The organism is Tessaracoccus sp. MC1756 (genome assembly GCF_014164735.1).
Classification (GTDB): domain Bacteria; phylum Actinomycetota; class Actinomycetes; order Propionibacteriales; family Propionibacteriaceae; genus Arachnia.
Genome location: NZ_JACJFZ010000002.1, coordinates 326507 through 347602, shown reverse-complemented (window position 1 = coordinate 347602; position 21096 = coordinate 326507). Strand labels below are relative to the sequence as shown.

The window sequence follows — 21096 nt, the reverse complement described above, 5'->3', positions numbered from 1 at the left end:
AGCGGCCCTTTGTTATTCCATCAGTCTCCCCACGGGAAGGTTGCGACACCGCCTTAAACTCCCTTGACCCGCGGGGGTCTAGGGTTGATCCAGATCCGACGCAAAGGAGCGTGCCGTGACAGAACCACTCCTGGTCTCAGTCGACGATGGCCTGGCCCACCTCACCCTCAACCGCCCGGAGCGACTCAACGCCTTCAACGCTGATCTCGCCCGCGCCTGGGAGCAGGCCACGGTCGACATAACCTCGCGCAGCGACGTCGGTGCCATCCTGATCGACGGGGCCGGTCCCGGATTCTGCGCGGGCGGGGACGTCATCGACATGGCCACGACGATGGGTTCACCGTCGGACCTGGAGGAACTGGCGCACACCATCAACCGGGGGATCCGGGCGCTGACCGAGTCGAGCATCCCCGTGGTGGCTGCGGTCCACGGCGTCACGGCCGGCGGCGGCCTGGGAGTGCTCCTCAGCTCCGACTACGTCGTGGCTGCCGCTGGAGCCCGTATCGGCAGCCGCTACGCGAACATCGGGTTGACTCCCGACCTCTCGGTCAGCGCCCAATTGGCCCGCGCGGTCGGCACCCGACGTGCCCTGCAACTCGTGCTGTCGGACCGCATGCTCACCGCCGAAGAGGCGCAGTGCTGGGGTCTGGTCGCCGAGGTCGTGCACGGCGAGGGGTATGCCACGCGGGCCCACGCCGTGGCCCGGAGCTGGTTGGACGGCGCGGCCAGCGCCTACGGCGAGGCGAAGCGCCTCATCCGGTCGTCTTGCTCGCGTTCCTTCGCGGACCAGCTGGACGAGGAGGCCCGCACCATCGCGGCCAGCTTCGGTACTGAGGAGGCGCGGGCCCGGATCAACGCGTTCCTCCAGGCCAAGACGCAACGGGCGACGCGCGGTTCCTGACCGTCTCTCTGTTCGGACGGCTCAGCCCTTGAGTCGTCCGAGAGCCTCGTCGAGCAGGTCCTGGGGGGCGAGCCACATCGACGGGTAATTGCCGTACCACCGCTGGACCCCGTCGCCGTCGATGAGGACGAAGCCATGGCCGGGCAGCCCGGGGTGCATGCCCTTGTCGAGGACGTCGTAGGCCTTCGACACCTTCCCGTCGTCGAGGAGGAACGGCGTGGTCACGCCGAACTGGTCCATGTCAGCCTGGATCTGATCAGCCGTGTTCATCACGATGGGCAGCACCCTGATGCCGGCCTCGGCGAAGCCCGCGTGCTTCTCGATCTCCGCCATCTGCATCGTGCAGGACGCGCAGCCTGCTCCCTCGTTGAAGTACAAGATCACAGGGCTGGGGCGGAGCTCGCTGAGCGTGACGGTCTCGCCCGCTGTGGTGCTGAGGGTGAAGTCCGGCGCACGGTGCTCAGTGTCGCCCGATTCAGGGACGGCCGTCCACAGGCCGTAGCCGGTCACGGCGAGGATGACGACGGTGGTCAGCGCGCCGAGCGCCCTGATCCAGACGAGCCGGGGGTCCTTCATCGGAGCTCCTTCGAAGACGTGGCCGGTTCGGCCGGGCAGCAGTCATGGGCAACCGCGACGGTGTCGCGGCGCCGGGTGCGGTCGCGCAGAGTGGCGACGACGAAGACGGACACGAGCGCGAGTAGGGCAAGGCCGAGGACCGCCTCCGGAACTGGTGCGGTGACTGAAACGAGCCACGCGAAGCTGTCGCTCAGCCAGGCGCCGAACCCGAGCAGGGGCGCATCGCCCCCGGTCATGTCCTCCGCGCCGGCCTGGGCGATGACCAGGACGCCCATGATGGCGAAACCGGTCGCCACGAGCAGATTCACCGTGTTCGTGGAGTAGCTGAGCCGACCGAGCGACAGTGTCACAGGCCGTGCCCTGAGGCGACGCATGCCCTCCGGTCGCTTGTCCCACAGCAACGCCATGACGAAAAGGGGAATGACCATGCCGAACACGTAGGCGGCGCCCAGCAGGACCCCCCCGGCCGCCGAGCCGGAGAGGGCCGACAGCGTCATGACGCCGGCGAGGACCGGGGCGCAACAACTCGAGGCGATGCCGGAGAAGACGCCGAGACTGAAGAAGGTGCCGGTGTCGCCGCGTGCGGTGTCCGGCGCCCGCAGGAACGAGGGCATCGACCACATGGCGCCCGACAGGGCCAGCGCGCCCAGCCCGATCATCAGGAGGCCGCCCGCCCAGTAGAGCACCACGTGGTATTTCGCGATGGCGCCGGCGACGATGCTGACGCCCATCGTGATGGGCACCAACACGGCGGCCAGTCCGGCCGCGAACACGAACGTGAGGGGGAGTAGACGCCACCGTCGGTTCTTCGCGGCTGCGGCGAGGTAACTGGGGGCGAGGAAGACGATGCAGCAGGGCGCGAACAGAGCCACGCCCCCGGCGAGGAACGCGGCAAGGATGCCCCCGGCACCCAGGAGATCGGCGCCCATCAGCGGGCCTCCAGTCCGGTCCTGAGGCGCGCCAGTTTGCCGCGCGGGATCCGCCCGTCGTGGAACCGCTGGCCCTCGACCAGCGTGAGCGGGAACATCGCGGGTCTGTGCGCGGCGATGAGGGCGGCACCTTCGTCGGAATCGGCGGCCACCGTCCTGAGGCGCAAGAGGCCCACCTCCTGCAGTTCGTGGAGCCGCGCGTGGGCGTCGTCGCAGAAGTGGCAGGCGGTAGCTGTCACCAGGACCACCTCGGCCCGTTCGGTGTCGGTCCGCGCCGCTGCGGTCATTGCTGTCTCTCTCACCCCTCCAGAGTCGGCTGACGAAGTCAGGAATTGGCTCATGGGAGGTCAAGGTCCCATCAAGAAATCCGGTGGGTGCGCGCAATCAGGCGGTGGGAGAGTCCTGACCCGGATAATGGCCGCATGACCGACCCGGGAACGCCGCAGATCTTGATCGTGGACGACGAACGTGCACTGGCGGGCATCGTCGCGTCCTACCTGGACCGTGCCGGCTTCGCGACGTTTCTAGCCCACACGGGGCCGGACGCAGTGTCGCGGGCGCGGGCGCTGGACCCGGACGTCATCATCCTCGACCTCGGGCTGCCCGGGCTGGACGGCATCGAGGTGTGCCGCGAGGTACGTACCTTCTCTGACTGCTACATCCTGATGCTCACGGCCCGCACCGACGAGGTGGACAAGTTGATCGGTCTCTCGGTGGGTGCCGACGACTACGTCACCAAACCGTTCAGCCCCCGCGAAGTGGTGGCCAGGGTCAACGCAGTGCTCCGCAGACCGCGTCGTGCCCCCGGGCCGACGGCGGAAGCATCCGAGACCCGGACCTTCGGTGCGCTCCGAATCGACAGTGACGGCCGGGAGGCGTCGGTGGCGGATGAGGAGGTGCCCCTGACCCGCACAGAATTCGACATCCTTGCGGCCCTCTCCGCGCGACCCCACCTGGCCATGAGTCGCCGTCAGATCATCGATGAGGTGTGGGGTCCCTCGTGGGTGGGTGATGAGCACGTGGTCGACGTCCACGTCGCGAACCTGCGCAAGAAGCTCTCTGACCCCCCGGGCGAGCCCCGCTACCTCCTCACCATCCGCGGGGTCGGCTACCGGATGGGGCAGGGATGAGCAGGGCCCCGGTGCTCGGACGTCTGCGGTGGGGAACCCGTACTTTTCTCACCCAGGCGCTGGTGGTCACGGCGGGTCTCCTCGCCGCGGCCGTCGTGGCCGCGGTCGTCGGCCCGCCCCTCTTTCACGGACACCTCCTCCAGCTCGGACACACCGAGGGATCCCCCGAGATGAGACACGTAGAGCAGGCGTTCATGGAAGCTGGGCTCACATCCCTGGGGGTCGGTTCCTGGTTGCGCTGGGTGTGGCGACCGGCCTGGCCTGGCTGGAGACGCGCAGGCTGCGACGCCCCTTGGATGAACTCACTGCTGCCAGCGAACGCCTGGAGGTGGGGGACTACCAGGCCCGGGTCCCCATCGGCGGCACCAGCCGCGAGTTCAACGCCGTGGCTGAGGCCTTCAACGCGATGGCCGGACGCCTGGACTCCGTCGAGACCAGCCGCCGACGGCTCCTCTCCGATGTCGCCCACGAACTCCGGACGCCATTGGCGACGCTGACGGCCGAGTTGGAGGCGCTCAGCGACGGCGTGGTCCCGTGGGACGGCGCGAGCCAGGACCTCCTCGCGCTGCAGGCGACGCGCCTGCGGCAGATCGCCGCCGATCTCGACGATGTGTCCCGTGCTGAGGAGGGCCGCTTCACCCTCGAAACGCAGCCCCAGGCGGTCCGGGACCTGGTGGCCGCCGCCGTCGTTTCACTGGCGCACAGGTTCGCCGAGAAGGGAGTAGACCTGGCCGCTGACGACGCCACCGCCGTCGTCCAGGCCGATGCGCAGCGGGTGGGACAGATCCTCGTCAACCTGCTGGGCAACGCACTGCGGCACACCGCAGCCGGCGGGCACGTCACCATCTCGACGGCCGCGCTCCCCGGCAAAGTCCAGATTCGGGTCACCGACACTGGAGACGGGCTCACGCCCGACCAGTTGGCCAAGGTGTTCGACCGTTTCTACCGGACGGACACAGCCCGGGGCCGCGATGCGGCTGGCTCCGGCATCGGACTCACCATCGCCCGGAGCCTGGCCCTGGCGCACGGCGGGTCGCTGACCGCGACCAGTCCTGGGCCCGGACAAGGGTCGACGTTCACGCTCACGCTGCCGGCCGCCGGCGAGGATTGACCGCAGCCGCCGACGTCAGCCGGCCGACGCGCTGTCGTGCGCCGGGGTGCATGGCAGACTGGCGCTCATGTGGCACGCAGCAGTCATCTCCGAACTGCGCGACTTCCTGCGCGCCTCCCTGGCGGAGCCGGTCATGGCCCACGTCCCCGAAGAGCCCCGCGTGCTGCGGCGCCGCCGCATCGTCGCCGGGCTCAGCTACGCCGTCGGCACCATGGCGTTGGCGGCAACTCTGCGCATTGAGGCCGGCGACGACCTTTTCTACCCGGCGGCGCTCGGGCTCGCGGCCGTCTGGGGGGTGGGGGCCCTGTTGGCGGGGCCGCTGCGGCTCGGCTCGGCCCGCACCCGCGCGGGCGGCGTGACCACCCCCGTCATCCAACCCTTCGCGCTCGGGGCACTGCTCGTGGTCCTCTTCCTCGCCGGCGCAGCCGTCGTCGCGGGCATCCCCCTCCTCCGGGAGCCCGTGGACGACCTGCTCGACCACGCCCGCTACGGGTCGCTGCCCATCGTGCTCGCCCTCACACTGCTCAACGGGGTCGTGGAGGAGTTGTACTTCCGCGGCGCCCTTTTCTCGGCCTTCGCCCCGCGCCACGCGGTCGCGGGGACCACGGTCCTCTACACGCTGACCACCCTCGGCTCCGGCGTGCCGTTGCTTGTGCTGGCAGCCGCGGTGCTCGGGTTCGTGACCGCGCTGCAACGCCGCGTCACCGGCGGCGTGCTCGCGCCCATCATCACGCACATCACCTGGTCCATGGGAATGCTCCTGCTGCTCCCCACCGTTCTACAGATCTCGAGGTAACCAACATGACCACCGAAGCGTCCCCGCCCGCAGACCGCACCGTGCTCGTGACCGGCGCCACCGGCTACATCGGCGGCCTCCTCACCCAACGCCTCCTCGACGAGGGGTGGCGGGTGCGCGTGCTGACCCGCCACAAGAAAGGCATCGGACAGCAGAGCTGGGGACAACGCGTGGAGGTCATCGAAGGTGACGCGGACTCCGCCGACGACCTCGCCACCGCGTTCGAGGGAGTGCAGACGGCCTACTACCTCATCCACTCGATGGGTCAGGCCGACGACTTCGCGGCGCGCGACCGGGCCCTGGCCCAGACGTTCGGCGACGCTGCGGCCCAGGCGGGCGTGCGCCGCATCGTCTACCTCAGCGGACTCCACCCCGACGGCGAACTTTCGCCCCACCTCGCGTCCCGCGTGGAGGTGGGCGACATCCTCATGGCGTCCGGAGTGCCCACGGCCGTCATCCAGGCCGCCGTCGTCGTCGGCAACGGGTCGGTGTCCTTCGACATGCTCCGCTATCTCGCGGAACGCCTCCCTGTGATGGTGGCGCCGAAGTGGCTGAACAACCGCATCCAGCCCATTGCCATCGACGACGTCCTCCACTACCTCGTCGGTGCGGCGGACCTGCCCGACGACGTGAACCGGACCTTCGACGTCGGAGGCCCGGAGGTGCTCACGTACGCCGACATGCTCCAGCGGTTCTCCGCGGTCACCGGGCTGCGTCGACGGCTCATCATGACGGTGCCCGTGCTGACCCCGCACCTCGCCAGCCAGTGGATCGGCCTGGTCACCCCCCTCGACGTCGGCGTGGCCAAACCGCTCATCGGCAGCCTCGTCCATGAGGTCTTCTGCCGGGAGAACGACATCGACCGCTACATTCCGGCACCCGCAGGCGGACCCACGGGCTTCGACGACGCCGTGCGCGCCGCCATGGCCGAGGCTCCACCGGACCACGCCTTGCGCCACGTCGCGACGGTGGCCGCAGCCCTCGCCGTCCTGGCGGCCGTAGCGTTCCTCGCGATGCGAAACTGACGCTTGGCGATGCGACTCTGGTCCCTCACCCCCTCGCTGCTCGACAGGCAGGGCCTGACCGCCGCGTGGCGGGAGGCGCTCCTCGCGCAGAAGGTGCTGGCCGGCGGCACGAAGGGCTATGTGCACCATCCACAGCTCGTGCGGTTCCGGGCCGCCGCCGAGCCGTTGTCAGCGATGGCCGCCTTTCTCGACGGTATCGCCGATGCCGCTACCGAGCGCGGGTACTCGTTCGACCGCACCCGCATCCTCGACGTGCCCCGCGCGGCGCAGTGGATCGATGTCACCGACGGGCAGGTGGCGTTCGAATGGCAGCACCTACTGGCGAAGCTGGCGGCCCGCAGCCCGAAGGTGCACCAGAGCCTCATTGGCGTGCGGCCGATGGTGCATAGGCTCTTCCGGGTGGTGCATGGGGGAGTCGAAGCATGGGAGCGGGCCGCAGGCTCGCCAGCTTCACGTTGACCCCGGGGGACGCTTGGATCATGGGCGGCCTGTCCGGTTCCGGCAGCCCCACCCAGCGCAGTGGCGCGGTGACCTCGCCGTCGACGGTGGCGTGGTGCAGCGGCCAGGGCTGGTGCTCCACGGGGGTCTGCCACATGATCCCGCGCCGGTGGAACGCGGTGAACCGCCCCGTGAGCGTGTCCACCAGCGGGGTGCGCTCCGTCTCGGTCAGTGGCGCACCGACCTCGACGGTGGCGGTGAACCAGTCCTTGACCCGCGGGCCGAGGAGGCCCGGGGCGCCGAAGCGGTAGTCGATCCGGGGCCACGCCGTCCGCACCTCTGAGTTCGACACCCAGTAGGGCAGGCCGATCGTACGCAGCGCCAACGCGAACGAGGAACGTGCCACGAGCATCCCCAGGAACCAGATGCCCTCGCTGCCGTCGGGCGCGGTCACGTAGGCGCGGACGTTGAGTTCGGCGAAGGCCCTCCATCCGGGGACCACGGGCATGCCTGGGCCGCGCACGTTGGCCATCCGGAACGGGATGACGCCGATCCAGGTGACGCCGCCCCACTGTTGGACGCGGAGCCCTGGGGGCAGGAGCCGCTGCACCAGATCCGGCGGGTAGGCCCAGTGCAGGAACGTCGTGTCCTGCCAGTCCTGGAGGTTCACGGGGGTGTGGAGGGGCTTGTCCGGCAGACGGCCACTCATGTCTTCGTTCCTTCCCCGTCTCGGTGGGTGGAGCCGTGAGTCGTCGCCTCGACGAACGCGCGTAGCGTGAGCTCCTCCGCGTCGGTCAACCCGGCGCGTCGGGGCTCGGTGCGGATGTCCTCATAAGCGAGGGCGGCCGCGAGCGTGTCGCGGAGGGGACGCGTGCGCAGGCCGTGTCCGCGGGCTCTCTCGCTGTCGAGCGTCGCGGCGTAGCGCCAGGCCGGGTCGTCGACCCAGAGGGGGAGCGATCGGGGACCGGCCCACGGCGCGATTCCGGCTTCGACGAGGGTGGCGTCGTCGACCACCCGGGGCACAGCCTGGCTGCCCGAGACGTCGCGGGACAGTTCGTACACCTCAGCCAGGGTCGTGCTCACCCCGGAGGCGTTGAACGTGCCGTTCACCGGGTGGGCGGCGCAGTGCACGATCCAGTCGGCAAGGTCGCGCACGTCGATGAGTGCCGCCGGGAAAGTGGGGTCCGGCACGAGCACGTCTGGGCCGGTGGGGTGTGCGAAGCGCCACGGGTAGTAGCCCGAGCGGCCAGACACGTCGCCCTCGCCGCCGATCAGGCCGGCCCTGATGATGGTGTGGTTGGGCGAGCGCCGTCGGTAGGCCTCCTCGCACGCGACCTTCGCCGGCCCGTATTGCGTCATCTCTGTCATCCGGTCCGCCTCGAGGGGCGCGTGGACCTCCGCGGCCTCATCCTGCTCGGGCGAGTCGAACCGCGTGTAGACGCTGCCCGTCGAGACGAACACCCAGCGGCGGGCGTCCAGGTCGCGGGCTGCCCGGCGGGCATGCCCCGGGTCGCTCGCAAGATCGATCACGGCGTCCCAGGCTGTGGGGGAGACGACCGACAGCGCGCCGTCGCCGTTCCGGTCTGCACGCACCAGGTCGGCCCCGCGGGGGACCGGTCCGTTGCCGCGGGCCAGACAGGTCACGTCGAAACCCTTGAGTAGCGCTTCCGCCACGACGGCGCGCCCGAGGAATCCGGTGCCCCCAAGGATCAGTAACTTCATCTCGTGGCGTCACCCACCCTCAGGAGACGACGGCGAAGCCCGCGGTCCAGGGCAGCTTCTCGGCGGCGGCGAGGGTGATCTGGAGGAAGCCCATCGACTCGAGTTCGCGGGCGCGTTTCAGGCCGCCCACGTCGATCGCGTTGAGCCCCCCGGATTTCACCACCTCTGCGAGCTCGGCCTTGGCGTCGGTGTCGTCGCCGGCGATCAGCACCGTGGTGGTGAGCTCACCCACCGTGCCCTCGGCCAGGGTGGCGGCGAAGGTCGTGTTGAACGCCTTGAGCACCCGGGATTGCGGCAGCTTGCGGGCAATCTCCGCAGCCGCGGAACTGTCCGCCGGCACCGAGAGGGAATCGAATGTCTCGAAGTCAACCGGGTTGGTGATGTCGACGACGACCTTGCCGGCGAAACTGGCGCCGCGCTGGGTGAGGACCTGATCGACCGCGGGGTAGGGGACGGCCAGGATCACGATGTCGCCGGTGGCCTCCGAGGTGTCTTCGCTGCCGATGGACTGGACGTTGTTCCCGCCCCGTTTCGCCATGCTCGCGAGAGCCTGTCCCATGCTGCCGGTGCCGATGATGGAGATGCTGGTCATGAGCGTTCCTTCCGGAGGCGTCGACGCCAGCCGGCGGGGCCGGCGATGCGCTCAAACTAACACCGATCCAGGCCCGGGAGAAGGGTTTGACATGCTCCGTCCCGGGGTGCGCGGTGCGCCCGGGGAGAGTGCTCGTGACTCACGCGAAGCGGACGAAGGCCTTGATGGGGTGCGCCATGTCCGCGATCTCAGTGAGGCCGAGCGACTCGTAGAAGTTCCGTTGCCCCGGCTCGTCGTCGGTGATGAGCACCTGCCGGCGCACGTCGCTGAACGGTTCCAGGATGCGCTCGAACAGGTGCCTGCCGATGCCCCTGCGCTGGTGCGCGGGATCGACGAGGATGTCCTGCAGATAGACGATGGTCAGGCCGTCGCCGACGACGCGAGCAAGGCCGACGAGTTGGCCGTCCTCGCGGGCACACACGACCCGCAGCGAGCGGCTCACCGCGTCGTACAGGCGCTCGGGATCCGTGGTGTACACACTCCAGCCGACGCTGTCGTAGAGCGTCACGAGCTCCTCCCTGGTGGGGAGGTCGTGCTCGGTCAACTCGATCGCCGTCATGAATCAAGCGTAGTCAGCACCCGGGCCACTCTTCGTCGCCGGCTGCGGAATGGACACCACCGAGCAACCGCCTAGAATTCCGCGCATGAGCAACCTGGACGGAATCTGGAACCGCGCACTCGACGGCGGGGGAGAGGGGGACGGCGACATCGCGCTCGCCGCAGCCCTGGTCTTCCACGGCATGGTGATGAACGGGGGCGCCCTCCACGCCGTGGAGACTATCGACCCCGAGGAACTCTCCGAAGCCAAAGAGGGCTACCGCTGGCTGGGGCTGGACCAGGTGGCTGAACTCGTCAAGCGCATCGAGGCCGAGTCCGCCGAGGTCGTCGGCGACGTGGAAGCCCTCGAGGACCTGGAACAGAGCGCGGACGACGACTACTACGCCCTCATCCCCGACGACGCCGCGCTCCAGGAGGCGCTCGAGGCGAAGTACGCGGAGGAACCCGACGCGTTCGACGAGGCCTGAGGCGCGCGTCAGTTGAGCCGATTTGGCATCCCAGCGCCAGGTGGTTAACCTTTCAACTAGCAATGAACTTCGAAAGGTTTTCCATGCGCATCGGCTACATCGTCGGCTCTCTCTCGTCGACCTCCATCAACCGCTCCCTCGCCAAGGCGATCGGCACCGTGCTGCCGGCCGGTGTCGAGTACGTCGAGGTGAACATCGCGGACCTGCCGTTGTACAACCGTGACGCGGACGTCGACTACCCGCAGGTCGCCCTTGACTTCAAGGCCGCCGTCGCCGACGTCGACGCCGTGATCTTCGTCACCCCCGAGTACTCCCGCACCGTGCCCGCCGCGCTGAAGAACGCCCTCGAGTGGGGCGGCCGTCCCTGGGGCACCTCGGTGTGGGGCGGCAAGCCCGCCGCCGTCATCGGCACCTCGCCCGGCGGCGCCGGCACCGCCATGGCGCAGCAGCATCTTCGCAACGTGCTCGCCCACCTTGACATGCAGGTGATGGGCCAGCCGGAGGCGTTCGTCCAGTTCCGCGACGGCGACCTGCGCGAGGACGGTACCATCCAGTCCGAGAACCTCCGCGCGATCATCGAGGGCTTCGTCGGGGCCTTCGTCACCTTCAGCGGCGCTGAGGACCGGCTCGCAGCCTGAGGCAGAGCCGAGCCTCCGCTCGACAACCAGAACACCCGGTGTGCTTCGGCACGCCGGGTGTTCTGTCGTCGGGGGCACCCGTCGCCCCATCTGGGATGGACGGTAGGTTCTCACCGCTGCGGCGCCCTGCAACAATTGGCAACCCGGAAGACCGCAGTGGTGAGGAGCGTAATTTGGCGCACATCACCCAGCGCCACGGACTGGAGAATCAATGACGACCGACGTGATGGAACGGCCCTCCACGGCCGAGAGGCTCCGCCTCTGGGTGACCCGGGAGACCACCGGCGGAGCGCTGCTCCTCGCCGCGGCGATGGTGGCGCTCATCTGGGCCAACACCCCGTGGGCCGATGCCTATCACGCGTTGTCGGAGTTCCGCGTCGGCCCCGAAGCCTGGCACCTCGACCTGCCCCTCGCGGCTTGGGCCTCTGACGGGCTGCTCGCCCTCTTCTTCTTCCTCGTCGGCGTCGAACTCAAACACGACCTCGTGGTCGGCTCGCTCCGCAACCTCAAGGAAGCGGCCGTCCCCGTCCTCGCGGCGGTGGGCGGCATGGCGATGCCCGCCATCGTCTTCTCGCTGGTCATCTTCCTGACCGGCGACTCCAGCGCCGCCCACGGCTGGGCCATCCCCACCGCCACCGATATCGCCTTCGCGCTTGCCGTGCTGGCCGTGTTCGGGCGTGGCCTGCCGCGCGCGTTGCGCATGTTCCTCATGACGTTGGCGGTGGTGGACGACCTGCTGGCCATCATCGTGATCGCCGTGTTCTACACCAGTGACCTCAACATCCCGATGCTGCTGGGCACCGCCGCCGCCGCCGTCGCCTTCTGGTTCGTGGTGCGCACCCGGCGCTGGCCGCGCTGGGTGCTGGTGCTGCTGGCCTTGGCCGCCTGGTGGTTCATGCACTCCTCCGGCGTGCACGCCACCATCGCCGGTGTCATCCTCGGATTCTGCGTGCCGGCCCGCCCCGTCCACGGCGAGGAGGAGGCGCGGACGCACACGATCAACAACGCGCTCCAGCCGTACTCCGCCGGCCTCGTGCTGCCGATCTTCGCCTTCTTCGCCGCCGGCGTGACGTTCATCACCGACGAGGGCATCGGCGACATCCTCCTGCAGCCGGTGGTGCTGGCGATCGTTGCGGGCCTGTTCATCGGCAAGATCGCCGGCGTCCTGCTCACCACCACGCTGGTGACGAAACTGACCCCACTGCGCCTCCCTGACGCCATCGGGCTGAGGGACCTCCTGCCCATCGGCCTGGTGTGCGGCATGGGCTTCACGGTGTCGCTGCTGATCGCGGACCTCTCGTTCGCCGACGGCACCCACACCGCCGGCGCCAAGATCGGCGTACTGCTGGGCACCGCGGTCTCCGCGATCGCGGGCGCCATCGCTCTGTCGCGGGACGCGCGGATGGCGCGCCGGGCGGACATGAACCTCGACGGCGTCCCGGACGTCTACACAGAGCCCATCACGGGCGAAGAGCGGCGCGGCCTGTCCTGGCACCCCGAGGTCATCGGGTTCATGGACGGCGAGGACATCCCGGATCCCGACATGGACTACATGGCGGCGCTCGACGGGGTGGACCTGGACGTCGAGACCGAGTTCAAGGAGTCCCTGGATGAGGAACGCGAGAGCCGCTACGGCCCGAGTTCGGAGGACTGACGCCGGGGCGGCACCCGAATCATCCGATCGGATGACCCCGCTTCGATCCTCCTGACTGATCCGCCGAGGCCCAGGCCGCGGAATGATGGGGACATGGCACTGATCCATGTCTCCGAATTGACCAAGAGCTACGGCCCGCACCGCGTGTTGAACGGCATCAACCTCAGCGTGGAGGAGGGCGAGATCGTCGGCATCCTCGGGCCCAACGGCGCAGGAAAGACCACCACCGTCGAATGCATCGGCGGCCTCCGCGGCCGCGACGGTGGGTCCATCTCAGTCGACGGCATGGACCCCGCGGACGACCCTCGGGGGTTCCGCAGCCTCGTCGGCATGCAACTCCAGCAGTGCCAGTTGCCGCCGAAGATCAAGGCGCGCGAGGCCCTCGACCTCTTCGGCTCGTTCTACGCGGACCCGGTAGCCTCTGACGAACTCCTGCGCCGCTTCGGCCTCGCAGACCACGCCAACAAGCGCTTCGAGCAGCTTTCCGGCGGCCAGCAGCAGCGGCTCTCGGTGGCGCTGGCCCTCATCGGCCGCCCCCGCATCGCGATCCTCGACGAGCTGACCACCGGTCTCGACCCGTCGGCCCGCCGGGAGATCTGGCGCTATCTCACCGCCCTGCGCGACACCGGCGTGACCATCATCCTGGTCACGCACTCCATGGAGGAGGCCGACTACCTCTGCGACCGCGTACTCGTCATCGACGACGGCGTGGTGGTCGCCGACTCCCCTCCCGCGGTGCTCGCCGAGGGCCACCGCTCCCTCGAAGAGGCCTACCTCGAACTGACCTGGAAGGAACCAGCCGCATGAACGCCACCGTCGCCCTGTTCCGCAACGAGGTGCGCATGTTCGCCCGCACCCCCGGTGTCGTCGTCTGGCTGGCGCTGCCCATCCTGGCGGCCATCGTGATCGCCGCGATTCCCGCCGCCCGTCAGCCGAACGACGCCTTCGGCGGCCTGAGCGTCAGCCAGGCCTACACGCCCACCCTGACCATGTTCGTGATCTCCATGACCGGCCTCGTGCTGCTCCCGCAGGTGCTGGGGGACTACCGCGAGCTCGGCTTCCTGCGCAGGCTGCGCACGACGCCCGCCACCGTGGGGAACCTGCTCAAGGCGTTCCTCGCCGTGATGGTGGTGCTCAGCCTGGGCGCCGCCCTGATCATCGCCGTGACGCCGCTGTTCTTCGGGGTCGGCGGCGCCGTCCAACCGGTGCGCTACGCGCTGGCGGTGGTCCTGTCGACGGCGGCGTTCCTCGCCCTCGGCACGGTGCTCTGCGCGCTGATCCCCAGCCCGAAGGCGGCCAGCGGCATCGGGACCGCCGTCGCCGCGACCCAGTGGTTCGCCGCCGGCATGTGGTTCCCCCGCGCCCTGTTCCCGGACTGGCTGACCACCGTCTCGAACCTGATGCCTGGCGGTGCCGCCACGCAGTTGATGACCGACGCCATGTTCGGCGTCTCGACAAGCCCCGCCACCGGCTGGATCGCCTCCCCGGCGACCAGCGTGATCGTCTGCCTGGTGTGGGCTGTGATCGGCATCGCTGTGGCGCTGAAGACTTTCCGCTGGGAGTGACGCGGGCGACAGGAGTGGGTGGTGGAGGATAGAGGCATGCTCAAGCGCGACTGGCCGGTGGCCCCGCTGATCCTTCTCGGCTTTTCGCTGGCCGGGGCGCTCGTGCTGGTCAGCCTCGCGCCGGGGTTCTACCGGCCGGAGACGGTGCCCTGGTTCGTGGCGCTGACGCTGATGGCCGCCGCCGCCCGCTGGCTGTTGGCGAGCCAGACGCCACGCTCCGCGCGGTCCCGGTTCGCCTTCTGGGGCAACGTCGCAGTCGTGGTGCCGCTGGTGTTGCTCAACCCGCTGTTCGGCCTGTACGCCTTCTACGGCTACGAGGATTCCCAGCGCCATCTCCGCGGCAGGGAGGCGACCGCCGGGGTGGTGGCCACGGCCGTCGTCTGCGCCGTCTCCCAGACTGGCGGGCCGCCGTCGGCGCTGTTCACCCCCCTGTTCCTGGCCCTGTTCCTGACGGTGAACCTCACCATCGCCGTCACGATGGGGTGCGCCGACAAGGCCCGCCGGCAGCGCGCCGACGAACTGCAGCGCACCAATGACGAGCTGGTGCGGTCGCAGGAGGCCAACGCCGCACTGCAGGCCGAACTGGTGCATCGGGCCCGCGACACCGGCGTGGCGCAGGAGCGTGCTCGGTTGGCCCGAGAGATCCACGACACCGTCGCCCAGGACCTGGTGGCGATCATCGCCCAGCTCGCGGCGGTCTCCAGCACCGATGACGGGGCCGAACGCGAACGGCGACTCGAACTGGTCGACGAGACGGCGCGCAAGGCTCTGGCCGAGGCGCGTCGCGCGGTGCGGGCGCTGTCGTCGCCGCGCCTCGACGAAGCCGATCTGCCCTCCGCCCTGGGCGACCTCCTGATGGCCTGGCGCCAGGCCGAGGGTGGCGAGGCCAGGCTGATCGTCGACGGCGACGCCCGCCCCAGCGCCAACGACCCGGCGCTGCTGCGCATCACGCAGGAGGCGCTCTCCAACGCCCGGAAGCATGCGCACGCCGGCAACGTGCAGATCGAGCTGGGCTACGAGGACGACCACGTGCGCGTCACCATCGCCGACGACGGTGCCGGCTTCGAGCCCTCGTCGACGCGCTCCGGCGTCGGGCTACCGGGTATGCGGGGCCGGGCCACGGAGGCCGACGGCGACCTCACCGTCGATTCCGCGCCCGGACGCGGCACCATCGTGACGGCGACCCTCCCGGGGAGGTGGCGATGATCCGCGTCGTGATCGCCGACGACCACCCCATCGTCCGCGACGGCATCGTGGCGATCCTCGAGCACGCGTCCGGCATCGAGGTGGTGGGCCAGGCCGGGGGCGGTCACGAAGCGGTGGCGCTGGTGGCGGAGCTCGATCCCGACGTCGTGCTGATGGACCTCAGGATGCCCGCCGGCGACGGCGTCCCGGCGATCACCGCGCTGCGCGCCAGACATTCCAGCCGGCCGCGCATCCTCGTGCTGACCACCTACGACACGGACCAGGACATCCGGCATGCGCTGGAAGCCGGCGCCGACGGGTACCTCCTCAAGGACACCCCGCGAAGTGACCTCGTCGACGCCGTGCGCCAGCTCGCCGCGGGCCATCCGGTGCTGACACCCAGAGCCCTGAGCGTGCTGAGTGGCAGGGGCGGCGGGACGTCGCTGACGGAGCGCGAGCTGGAGGTGCTGCGGGAGGTGGCGGCAGGAGGCACGAACAGGGAGGCGGCCGCGCGGCTGTTCATCAGTGAGGCCACGTTGAAGACCCATCTCTCGCGGGTGTTCGGCAAACTCGGGGTGGGGGACCGCGCCGCGGCGGTGCGGGTCGCCTTCGACCGGGGCCTCCTGTAGCAATTGCCTACGGCGAACAACGCTCAGCCCAGCCTGCGCTGCGGGTAACCTGTGGGACGACCCGACCTCAGGAGGCCGTCATGGATCCCGCCCGCCTCGTGCCCGATGACCAGATCTGGGACGCGATCAAGCGCGAATGCCGCGAGGCTGCCGACAGCGAGCCGCTGCTGGCCGGGTTCCTGCACGCCACCATCCTCAGCCAGCCTGACGTCGAGGAGTCGCTGGCCTACATCCTGGCCAGCAAGCTCGACAGCCCCACGCTGCCGGCGCTGGGCCTGCGCGACATCTTCCACGACGTGCTGCACGAGCAGGAGTGCATCCAGGAGGCCATCCGGGCAGACCTGCAGGCCGTCGTGACGCGGGACCCGGCCTGCCCCGGCTACGCCAACCCGTTGTTGTACTTCAAGGGCTTCCAGTCCATCCAGGCCTACCGCGTCGCCCACTTCTACTGGACGCATGACCGCAAGCCCCTGGCTCTCTACCTGCAGAGCCGCATCTCCGAGGCGTTCGCCGTCGACATCCATCCCGGCGCCCGGATCGGCAAGTCGATCATGTTCGACCACGCCACGTCGGTCGTCATCGGTGAGACCGCCGTCGTGGAGGACGACTTCTCGATGCTCCACGAGGTGACTTTGGGCGGGTCCGGCAAGGAGGGTGGCGACCGCCACCCCAAGATCGGCCGCGGCGTGATGATCGGCGCCGGCGCGAAGGTGCTGGGCAACATCCGGGTGGGGGAGTGCGCCAAGATCGGTGCCGGTTCCGTGGTGCTGAAGGACGTCGAACCCCACACCACCGTCGCCGGTGTGCCCGCGAAGGTGGTCAACGTGCCGCCGGCCTCGCTTCCCGCGTTCGACATGATCCAAACCCTGGGCAACGGCAACGGCAACGGGAATGGCAACGGCAACGCTGATGGCGACGCAAAGCCGTCGGACACCGGGGAAGTCCGCGAATAACACCGGCGAAGTGCTGCGCACGCCCCGCGGACGCGTTAGTTTGGGGCATGCGGATCAACGAAGTCATTCACAACAAGGGCAGTTCGGTCATCACCGCGCGTGCTGACCAGGACGTGCGGCACCTCGTCGACCTCCTGGCCGAACATCGCATCGGCGCCGTGGTCATCACGGACGACGGCGACACGGTCACCGGCATCGTCGGCGAGCGCGACGTCGTGCAGGGCCTCCGCAGATTCGGTCCGGACCTCCTCGACCGGCCCATCTCCGACGTCATGGATTCCGACGTACACACCTGCGGCATGGACGATGAACTGGCCGCCGTGGCCACGGACATGACCAGGTTCCGCGCGCGGCACCTGCCGGTCATGGTCGACGGGCACCTGGCCGCGATCGTCTCCATCGGCGACATCGTCAAGAGCAGGATCGACCAACTGCAGACGGAGCAGGAACATCTCGTCAAGTACCTGCACGGATGACGCGGGCCCCCGGACAACCGCTGCGCCGCACGGCGCAGGACCTCGTGGCCGAAGCCAACAGCGTCGTGCCACCTGTGGCGATCGACGACGCCCTCCCCCTGCTCGACGACACCTCGGTGCTGTTCGTCGACATCCGCGAGCAGGGCGAACTGGAGAAGCTCGGCGTCATCCCCGGTGCCTACCGGGCGCCGCGCGGGATGCTCGAATTCTGGGTTGACCCGGCGTCGCCCTACTACCGGAGATCGCTCGACGACGGGCGCAGGCTGGTCCTCTACTGCGGCTCGGCCTGGCGCTCAGCGCTGGCCGCGGCGGCCCTGCACGAGATGGGCCGCACGGACGTGACCCATCTCGACGGCGGGTTCAGCGCATGGTCAGAGGCCGGGCATCCCGTGGAACCGTTCAGGCCCAGGTGATGCGTTCCCCGGCGGCCTCTTCCGCAACCGCCGGGACGTTCGCCGGGTGCACCGCGGCCGTGAGCCGGCTGAGCACCGTGGTGTCGAAACCCTCCCGTGCGGCGTCGAGGGACGTGGCGCGCACGCAGTAATCCGTGGCGATGCCCACCACGTCCACCCTGGTGACGCCCTGCTCGCCGAGCCACTGCGCGAGCCCGACGCCGTCGTCGTGCGCGCCGATCGTGCCCTCGAAGCCGGAGTACGCGGCGCGGTACGAACCCTTGTCGAAGACGGCGTCGAAGGGGTAGGTACGCAGCGCCTCGTGGAGCTGCTGTCCCGCCGTCCCCACGACGCAGTGCGGGGGCCAGGAGTCGACGAAGTCCGGCGTCGGGGAGAAGTGGGTCCCCGGGTCGATGTGGTGGTCGCGGGTAGCCACGACGTAGTCGTAGCCGTGTCGCGACGCCAGGAGTTCCGCAATCCCCTCCGCCGTCGCGTTGCCGCCCTCGACGCCCAGCGCGCCGCCCTCGCAGAAGTCGACCTGGCAGTCGACGACGATCAGTGCACGTGCCATCTCGAGACCCCTCCCTGACTGTGGATTCCACTGTAGGGGCGGCCCGAGGGCCAGGGATGCGGATTCGCATTGCGGGACCTGCCAAACCTCCCCCAAGGGTGGGGGCCGGGGTTACTCTGACCCGTATGCAGTCAAATATGGGGGACGACAGTATGCCTCCAGTCATGTTGGCGGCCACCGAGGGTGGACGGAACACGTGGCTGGTGGGCGACGAGCGTGAGGTGATCGCCGTCAATGCCGTGGCTGATCCCGACACGATTCTCGACATGGTCGACGGGCGGCGCGTGGTCGCCGTCGTGTACACCACGGACCCCGCCGGCAGCGACGCGGTGCGCAGGCTGGAGGAGCGCACCGGTGCGCCCGTCTGGGCCACGCCCCACGTCGGCCAGGAGTTCACCGTCGGGGCGGTGACGCTGCAGGCGGTCCGGGCGCCGAACGGTCATGCAGGTGTCTGCTTGTACTCGCCAACGCTGGGCTGCGTCTTCACGGGCGATGCGCCCCTTGAGGGAGGCATGGGTCTGCCCGCCGAAACCACCGTCTACCGGGGCTGAATCACACCTCGATCGTCATCGCCAACCGGTGGTCGCCGCCGGCCGGGATGGTGACTGCGCCGTCGCGCACAGTGCCGTACTCGAGGCAGACGAATTCGCGCCATTCCTCGCCCACGTCGGTGTTCGCCGGGCCCGGATTCCACACCACGGTGCGGCTCGCGCCATGGTTGCTGAGCCTGCGGGTGCGCCGGACGTCGCTGAGGAACAGGGGCGGGGCCTCGGCATAGACACGATCGGTGTGTTCTCCGAAGGTGAGCGGATCCGCGTCGCGCCCGGGCCGCCACCCGTGCGGGACGTCCTGGAAGTCCACGTCCTCGAGCCCGGTCACCGTGGCCGCCGTGGCGTCGATGCGCAGGTAGGGGTGCAAAGCCTGGTCGATGGAGACCTCGCGGGTGGGTGAGCCGATCGTGAGCGCGACGGTGAGCGCGGCAACGTCGACGGTGATGTCGAGGCGGTAAGTGAGGTCGTCGGGGTAGCGCTGGGCACCCGGCAGGTGGGCGACGTCTGCCGAGGTGAGCGTCAGCACCAGCTTGGCTCCGTCGTCGTTCTGCTCGAGGAGATCCGTGCGCCACTGCACCCGGCTGACGAGCCCGTGGCCGTGGGGCACCTCCCAGTCACCCTGCCCGGTGCCGAACCAGGGCGCGCAGACCGGGATGCCGCCGTGCCACATGGTACCCGGGAGCAGTTGGGCGTCCTTCGACACGAAGAGCACGTCGTCGCCGCCCCGCGGACCCCAGGACAGCACACAGCCCCCCAACTCGGCGACGCGTGCGGTGCCCCAGGCACCGCTCAGTTCGTGGATCCTCATGGCGTCGAGCGTAGTGGCCCACCGGGCGAGCGCCCTACGATGGAGCCATGCCGACCATTCGCCCTGCCCATATCCGCGACCTCCCGGCGATCACCGACATCTACAACGAGGCCGGAGTGGGTACGACGGCGTCCTATGCACTCGAGCCCGTGTCGGTCGCCGACCGCCAGAAGTGGTTCGAACGGCTCACCGCCACCGGTTACCCCGTGCTCGTCATGGAGGATCCGGACGGGCTCATCATCGGGTACGCCAGCTACGGCCAGTTCCGCCCCCTGGAGGGCTACCGCCACACGGTCGAGCACAGCGTCTACATCCGGTCCGGGCACCGGACGGCGGGGGCCGGTCGCATGTTGATGACTGCCCTCATCGACTACGCCCAGGGCCGCGGCGTGCACGTCATGCTGGGCGTCGTGGACGGCTCGAACGAGGATTCGATCGCGTTCCACCGCAGGCTGGGCTTCGAAGTGGCCGGGCGGCTCCCGCAGGTGGGTCGCAAGTTCGGCCGCTGGCTCGACGTGGTGTTCATGACGATGATCTTCGAAAACAACGAGCCGAGCTGAGCGCAAGGGTGGGGACGGCCCCCGAGTCCTACCCACTAACATTGCCCCATGGCTTATCACGCGGACGCTCGGGACCTCACTGACAAGGAAGTTCTCACCTGGGAAGGTTTCGGTGACGCCCAGCGCGAGTTGTCGTCCGCCGTGGCCGCATCGGAGTTCTTCCCCGAGATCATCATCGCCGTCGCACGGGGCGGGCTTACCCTGGCCGGTGCCATGAGCTACTCCCTGGGCGTCAAACTCTCGGATGCGATCAACGTCGAGTTCTACACCGACGTGAACGAGACGCTGCCGGACCCCATCCTGCTCGCGCCCATGCTGGACACCGAATCCATCGCTGAGCGCAGGATCCTCGTCGTCGACGACGTGGCTGACTCCGGCCGCACCCTGCAGCTCGTCATCAAGTTGCTGCGTGGCTTCGGCGCCGACGTCCGCTCGGCCGTGTTGTTCTCCAAGCCGCGTACCATTGTGGAGCCGGACTACGTCTGGAAGGCCACCGACAAGTGGATCGTGTTCCCCTGGTCGGCTGAGCCGCCTGTCACTGAGGAGCGATGAATGGCTGAAATCCGCAAGTTCGATCCGTCCAGCGGCGAGGGGATCCAGAAGCTGGTGCGCGAGGCGCTCGGCGAGACGGTCCGCCCCGTCGCACCCGGCCAGCCCCGGGAAACCGATGAGAATACGGAGCAGGAGGCCCGCGATCAGGAGGCCCTCGACGCGGCCCGCGTGCCCGGTCACCTGCTCCTCCCGGATTCCGGCAATACCGGGGGTGGCGGCGGGTCCTGGTGAAGTTGGGCAGTTGCCCAATGTTGCACCGATTACCGCACCCGAGGACGGGGTTCCGGGGAAGCGCAAGATAGGCTTGCTCGCATGAC

General features: G+C 69.2%; 29 protein-coding genes. 20 read left to right on the top strand and 9 right to left on the bottom strand.

Annotation, left to right across the window (positions count from 1 at the left end; genetic code table 11):
• Positions 1-115 precede the first annotated feature (115 nt).
• On the top strand, positions 116-901 hold the full coding sequence (locus H5393_RS06990; RefSeq protein WP_182766046.1) for an enoyl-CoA hydratase-related protein: 786 nt from the start codon (positions 116-118) through the stop codon (positions 899-901).
• A gap of 21 nt (positions 902-922) precedes the next feature.
• Here H5393_RS06990 and H5393_RS06985 read toward each other — a convergent pair whose 3' ends face one another.
• The 3 genes from H5393_RS06985 to H5393_RS06975 are packed head-to-tail and all read right to left on the bottom strand — an operon-like array spanning position 923 to position 2708.
• Positions 923-1477 carry a peroxiredoxin gene (locus H5393_RS06985; RefSeq protein WP_182766045.1) on the bottom strand — a complete coding sequence of 185 codons (555 nt, stop codon included), beginning with the start codon at positions 1475-1477 and terminating at the stop codon, positions 923-925.
• Complete coding sequence (locus H5393_RS06980; protein WP_182766044.1) at positions 1474-2406, bottom strand: cytochrome c biogenesis CcdA family protein; 933 nt, start codon at positions 2404-2406, stop codon at positions 1474-1476. Before H5393_RS06980 ends, H5393_RS06985 begins: the two co-directional genes overlap by 4 nt.
• A complete protein-coding gene (locus H5393_RS06975; protein WP_220488251.1) occupies positions 2406-2708 on the bottom strand; it encodes a glutaredoxin in 303 nt (100 codons plus the stop codon). The genes H5393_RS06980 and H5393_RS06975 overlap by 1 nt, the downstream gene beginning before the upstream one ends.
• Before the next feature lie 120 nt (positions 2709-2828).
• Between H5393_RS06975 and H5393_RS06970 the strand changes: the two genes are divergently transcribed.
• The 5 genes from H5393_RS06970 (at position 2829) to H5393_RS06950 (ending at position 6927) form a co-directional block, all read left to right on the top strand.
• Entirely contained in the window at positions 2829-3536 is a 708-nt protein-coding gene (locus H5393_RS06970) for a response regulator transcription factor (protein ID WP_182766043.1), read from the top strand.
• 292 nt (positions 3537-3828) lie between these two features.
• Positions 3829-4647 (top strand): ATP-binding protein, encoded by an 819-nt coding sequence (locus H5393_RS06965; RefSeq protein ID WP_255436354.1) that lies wholly within the window; start codon positions 3829-3831, stop codon positions 4645-4647.
• A gap of 67 nt (positions 4648-4714) precedes the next feature.
• Positions 4715-5443, top strand: a complete 729-nt coding sequence (locus tag H5393_RS06960; protein WP_182766042.1) for a CPBP family intramembrane glutamic endopeptidase — start codon at positions 4715-4717, stop codon at positions 5441-5443.
• Positions 5444-5448: 5 nt separating this feature from the next.
• Positions 5449-6468 (top strand): NmrA family NAD(P)-binding protein, encoded by a 1020-nt coding sequence (locus tag H5393_RS06955; RefSeq protein ID WP_182766041.1) that lies wholly within the window; start codon positions 5449-5451, stop codon positions 6466-6468.
• A 9-nt stretch (positions 6469-6477) separates the two neighbouring features.
• Positions 6478-6927 carry a pyrimidine dimer DNA glycosylase/endonuclease V gene (locus tag H5393_RS06950; RefSeq protein WP_182766040.1) on the top strand — a complete coding sequence of 150 codons (450 nt, stop codon included), beginning with the start codon at positions 6478-6480 and terminating at the stop codon, positions 6925-6927.
• Here the strand turns inward: H5393_RS06950 and H5393_RS06945 are convergent.
• The 4 genes from H5393_RS06945 to H5393_RS06930 all read right to left on the bottom strand — a co-directional run bounded on the left by H5393_RS06945 (position 6830) and on the right by H5393_RS06930 (position 9779).
• Positions 6830-7615: a YqjF family protein gene (locus tag H5393_RS06945; protein WP_182766039.1), complete on the bottom strand. Its 786-nt coding sequence runs from the start codon at positions 7613-7615 to the stop codon at positions 6830-6832. The genes H5393_RS06950 and H5393_RS06945 overlap by 98 nt on opposite strands.
• Complete coding sequence (locus tag H5393_RS06940; protein ID WP_182766038.1) at positions 7612-8628, bottom strand: NAD-dependent epimerase/dehydratase family protein; 1017 nt, start codon at positions 8626-8628, stop codon at positions 7612-7614. The genes H5393_RS06945 and H5393_RS06940 overlap by 4 nt, the downstream gene beginning before the upstream one ends.
• Before the next feature lie 19 nt (positions 8629-8647).
• Positions 8648-9220, bottom strand: a complete 573-nt coding sequence (locus tag H5393_RS06935; RefSeq protein ID WP_182766037.1) for an NADPH-dependent F420 reductase — start codon at positions 9218-9220, stop codon at positions 8648-8650.
• A 139-nt stretch (positions 9221-9359) separates the two neighbouring features.
• The gene (locus tag H5393_RS06930) at positions 9360-9779 is read right to left on the bottom strand and encodes a GNAT family N-acetyltransferase (RefSeq protein WP_182766036.1); all 420 of its coding nucleotides are present in this window, start codon (positions 9777-9779) and stop codon (positions 9360-9362) included.
• Between the two features lie 85 nt (positions 9780-9864).
• Here H5393_RS06930 and H5393_RS06925 point away from each other — a divergent pair, with 85 nt between their 5' ends.
• The 10 genes from H5393_RS06925 to H5393_RS06880 all read left to right on the top strand — a co-directional run bounded on the left by H5393_RS06925 (position 9865) and on the right by H5393_RS06880 (position 17758).
• Positions 9865-10245, top strand: coding sequence for a hypothetical protein (locus H5393_RS06925; RefSeq protein ID WP_182766035.1), 381 nt, complete (start codon positions 9865-9867; stop codon positions 10243-10245).
• Between the two features lie 83 nt (positions 10246-10328).
• On the top strand, positions 10329-10883 hold the full coding sequence (locus H5393_RS06920) for an NADPH-dependent FMN reductase (RefSeq protein WP_182766034.1): 555 nt from the start codon (positions 10329-10331) through the stop codon (positions 10881-10883).
• A 211-nt stretch (positions 10884-11094) separates the two neighbouring features.
• Entirely contained in the window at positions 11095-12537 is a 1443-nt protein-coding gene (gene nhaA / locus H5393_RS06915; RefSeq protein ID WP_182766033.1) for a Na+/H+ antiporter NhaA, read from the top strand.
• 93 nt (positions 12538-12630) lie between these two features.
• Positions 12631-13344 carry an ABC transporter ATP-binding protein gene (locus tag H5393_RS06910; RefSeq protein ID WP_182766032.1) on the top strand — a complete coding sequence of 238 codons (714 nt, stop codon included), beginning with the start codon at positions 12631-12633 and terminating at the stop codon, positions 13342-13344.
• Positions 13341-14102, top strand: a complete 762-nt coding sequence (locus H5393_RS06905; protein WP_182766031.1) for an ABC transporter permease — start codon at positions 13341-13343, stop codon at positions 14100-14102. The genes H5393_RS06910 and H5393_RS06905 overlap by 4 nt, the downstream gene beginning before the upstream one ends.
• A 36-nt stretch (positions 14103-14138) precedes the next feature.
• Positions 14139-15308, top strand: a complete 1170-nt coding sequence (locus tag H5393_RS06900) for a sensor histidine kinase (protein WP_182766030.1) — start codon at positions 14139-14141, stop codon at positions 15306-15308.
• Positions 15305-15916: a response regulator transcription factor gene (locus tag H5393_RS06895; protein ID WP_182766029.1), complete on the top strand. Its 612-nt coding sequence runs from the start codon at positions 15305-15307 to the stop codon at positions 15914-15916. The genes H5393_RS06900 and H5393_RS06895 overlap by 4 nt, the downstream gene beginning before the upstream one ends.
• A gap of 80 nt (positions 15917-15996) precedes the next feature.
• Positions 15997-16869 carry a serine O-acetyltransferase gene (cysE, locus tag H5393_RS06890; protein ID WP_182766028.1) on the top strand — a complete coding sequence of 291 codons (873 nt, stop codon included), beginning with the start codon at positions 15997-15999 and terminating at the stop codon, positions 16867-16869.
• A gap of 47 nt (positions 16870-16916) precedes the next feature.
• Positions 16917-17345 (top strand): CBS domain-containing protein, encoded by a 429-nt coding sequence (locus tag H5393_RS06885; protein WP_182766027.1) that lies wholly within the window; start codon positions 16917-16919, stop codon positions 17343-17345.
• Complete coding sequence (locus H5393_RS06880; RefSeq protein ID WP_182766026.1) at positions 17342-17758, top strand: rhodanese-like domain-containing protein; 417 nt, start codon at positions 17342-17344, stop codon at positions 17756-17758. The genes H5393_RS06885 and H5393_RS06880 overlap by 4 nt, the downstream gene beginning before the upstream one ends.
• Here the strand turns inward: H5393_RS06880 and H5393_RS06875 are convergent.
• The gene (locus H5393_RS06875; RefSeq protein WP_182766025.1) at positions 17745-18308 is read right to left on the bottom strand and encodes an isochorismatase family protein; all 564 of its coding nucleotides are present in this window, start codon (positions 18306-18308) and stop codon (positions 17745-17747) included. The two genes, H5393_RS06880 and H5393_RS06875, sit on opposite strands and share 14 nt — an antisense overlap.
• A gap of 164 nt (positions 18309-18472) precedes the next feature.
• On the opposite strand from H5393_RS06875, the gene H5393_RS06870 reads away from it, so the two are divergent.
• Entirely contained in the window at positions 18473-18859 is a 387-nt protein-coding gene (locus H5393_RS06870) for a hypothetical protein (RefSeq protein WP_182766024.1), read from the top strand.
• A gap of 1 nt (position 18860) precedes the next feature.
• Here H5393_RS06870 and H5393_RS06865 read toward each other — a convergent pair whose 3' ends face one another.
• Positions 18861-19667 carry a hypothetical protein gene (locus H5393_RS06865; RefSeq protein ID WP_182766023.1) on the bottom strand — a complete coding sequence of 269 codons (807 nt, stop codon included), beginning with the start codon at positions 19665-19667 and terminating at the stop codon, positions 18861-18863.
• A gap of 47 nt (positions 19668-19714) precedes the next feature.
• Between H5393_RS06865 and H5393_RS06860 the strand changes: the two genes are divergently transcribed.
• From H5393_RS06860 to H5393_RS06850, 3 genes are read left to right on the top strand one after another with little or no spacing between them, the layout of a single operon-like run.
• Positions 19715-20227, top strand: coding sequence for a GNAT family N-acetyltransferase (locus H5393_RS06860; RefSeq protein ID WP_182766022.1), 513 nt, complete (start codon positions 19715-19717; stop codon positions 20225-20227).
• Between the two features lie 48 nt (positions 20228-20275).
• A complete protein-coding gene (locus tag H5393_RS06855; RefSeq protein WP_182766021.1) occupies positions 20276-20779 on the top strand; it encodes a phosphoribosyltransferase in 504 nt (167 codons plus the stop codon).
• A complete protein-coding gene (locus H5393_RS06850; RefSeq protein ID WP_182766020.1) occupies positions 20780-21010 on the top strand; it encodes a hypothetical protein in 231 nt (76 codons plus the stop codon).
• Positions 21011-21096 lie beyond the last annotated feature (86 nt).

Coding starts and splice junctions, on each gene's coding strand:
- H5393_RS06985 (WP_182766045.1), bottom strand. CDS start 1,477: ATGAAGGACCCCCGGCTCGTCTGGATCAGGGCGCTCGGCGCGCTGACC.
- H5393_RS06980 (WP_182766044.1), bottom strand. CDS start 2,406: ATGGGCGCCGATCTCCTGGGTGCCGGGGGCATCCTTGCCGCGTTCCTC.
- H5393_RS06970 (WP_182766043.1), top strand. CDS start 2,829: ATGACCGACCCGGGAACGCCGCAGATCTTGATCGTGGACGACGAACGT.
- H5393_RS06960 (WP_182766042.1), top strand. CDS start 4,715: ATGTGGCACGCAGCAGTCATCTCCGAACTGCGCGACTTCCTGCGCGCC.
- H5393_RS06955 (WP_182766041.1), top strand. CDS start 5,449: ATGACCACCGAAGCGTCCCCGCCCGCAGACCGCACCGTGCTCGTGACC.
- H5393_RS06950 (WP_182766040.1), top strand. CDS start 6,478: ATGCGACTCTGGTCCCTCACCCCCTCGCTGCTCGACAGGCAGGGCCTG.
- H5393_RS06945 (WP_182766039.1), bottom strand. CDS start 7,615: ATGAGTGGCCGTCTGCCGGACAAGCCCCTCCACACCCCCGTGAACCTC.
- H5393_RS06940 (WP_182766038.1), bottom strand. CDS start 8,628: ATGAAGTTACTGATCCTTGGGGGCACCGGATTCCTCGGGCGCGCCGTC.
- H5393_RS06935 (WP_182766037.1), bottom strand. CDS start 9,220: ATGACCAGCATCTCCATCATCGGCACCGGCAGCATGGGACAGGCTCTC.
- H5393_RS06930 (WP_182766036.1), bottom strand. CDS start 9,779: ATGACGGCGATCGAGTTGACCGAGCACGACCTCCCCACCAGGGAGGAG.
- H5393_RS06925 (WP_182766035.1), top strand. CDS start 9,865: ATGAGCAACCTGGACGGAATCTGGAACCGCGCACTCGACGGCGGGGGA.
- H5393_RS06920 (WP_182766034.1), top strand. CDS start 10,329: ATGCGCATCGGCTACATCGTCGGCTCTCTCTCGTCGACCTCCATCAAC.
- nhaA (WP_182766033.1), top strand. CDS start 11,095: ATGACGACCGACGTGATGGAACGGCCCTCCACGGCCGAGAGGCTCCGC.
- H5393_RS06910 (WP_182766032.1), top strand. CDS start 12,631: ATGGCACTGATCCATGTCTCCGAATTGACCAAGAGCTACGGCCCGCAC.
- H5393_RS06905 (WP_182766031.1), top strand. CDS start 13,341: ATGAACGCCACCGTCGCCCTGTTCCGCAACGAGGTGCGCATGTTCGCC.
- H5393_RS06900 (WP_182766030.1), top strand. CDS start 14,139: ATGCTCAAGCGCGACTGGCCGGTGGCCCCGCTGATCCTTCTCGGCTTT.
- H5393_RS06895 (WP_182766029.1), top strand. CDS start 15,305: ATGATCCGCGTCGTGATCGCCGACGACCACCCCATCGTCCGCGACGGC.
- cysE (WP_182766028.1), top strand. CDS start 15,997: ATGGATCCCGCCCGCCTCGTGCCCGATGACCAGATCTGGGACGCGATC.
- H5393_RS06885 (WP_182766027.1), top strand. CDS start 16,917: ATGCGGATCAACGAAGTCATTCACAACAAGGGCAGTTCGGTCATCACC.
- H5393_RS06880 (WP_182766026.1), top strand. CDS start 17,342: ATGACGCGGGCCCCCGGACAACCGCTGCGCCGCACGGCGCAGGACCTC.
- H5393_RS06875 (WP_182766025.1), bottom strand. CDS start 18,308: ATGGCACGTGCACTGATCGTCGTCGACTGCCAGGTCGACTTCTGCGAG.
- H5393_RS06870 (WP_182766024.1), top strand. CDS start 18,473: ATGTTGGCGGCCACCGAGGGTGGACGGAACACGTGGCTGGTGGGCGAC.
- H5393_RS06865 (WP_182766023.1), bottom strand. CDS start 19,667: ATGAGGATCCACGAACTGAGCGGTGCCTGGGGCACCGCACGCGTCGCC.
- H5393_RS06860 (WP_182766022.1), top strand. CDS start 19,715: ATGCCGACCATTCGCCCTGCCCATATCCGCGACCTCCCGGCGATCACC.
- H5393_RS06855 (WP_182766021.1), top strand. CDS start 20,276: ATGGCTTATCACGCGGACGCTCGGGACCTCACTGACAAGGAAGTTCTC.
- H5393_RS06850 (WP_182766020.1), top strand. CDS start 20,780: ATGGCTGAAATCCGCAAGTTCGATCCGTCCAGCGGCGAGGGGATCCAG.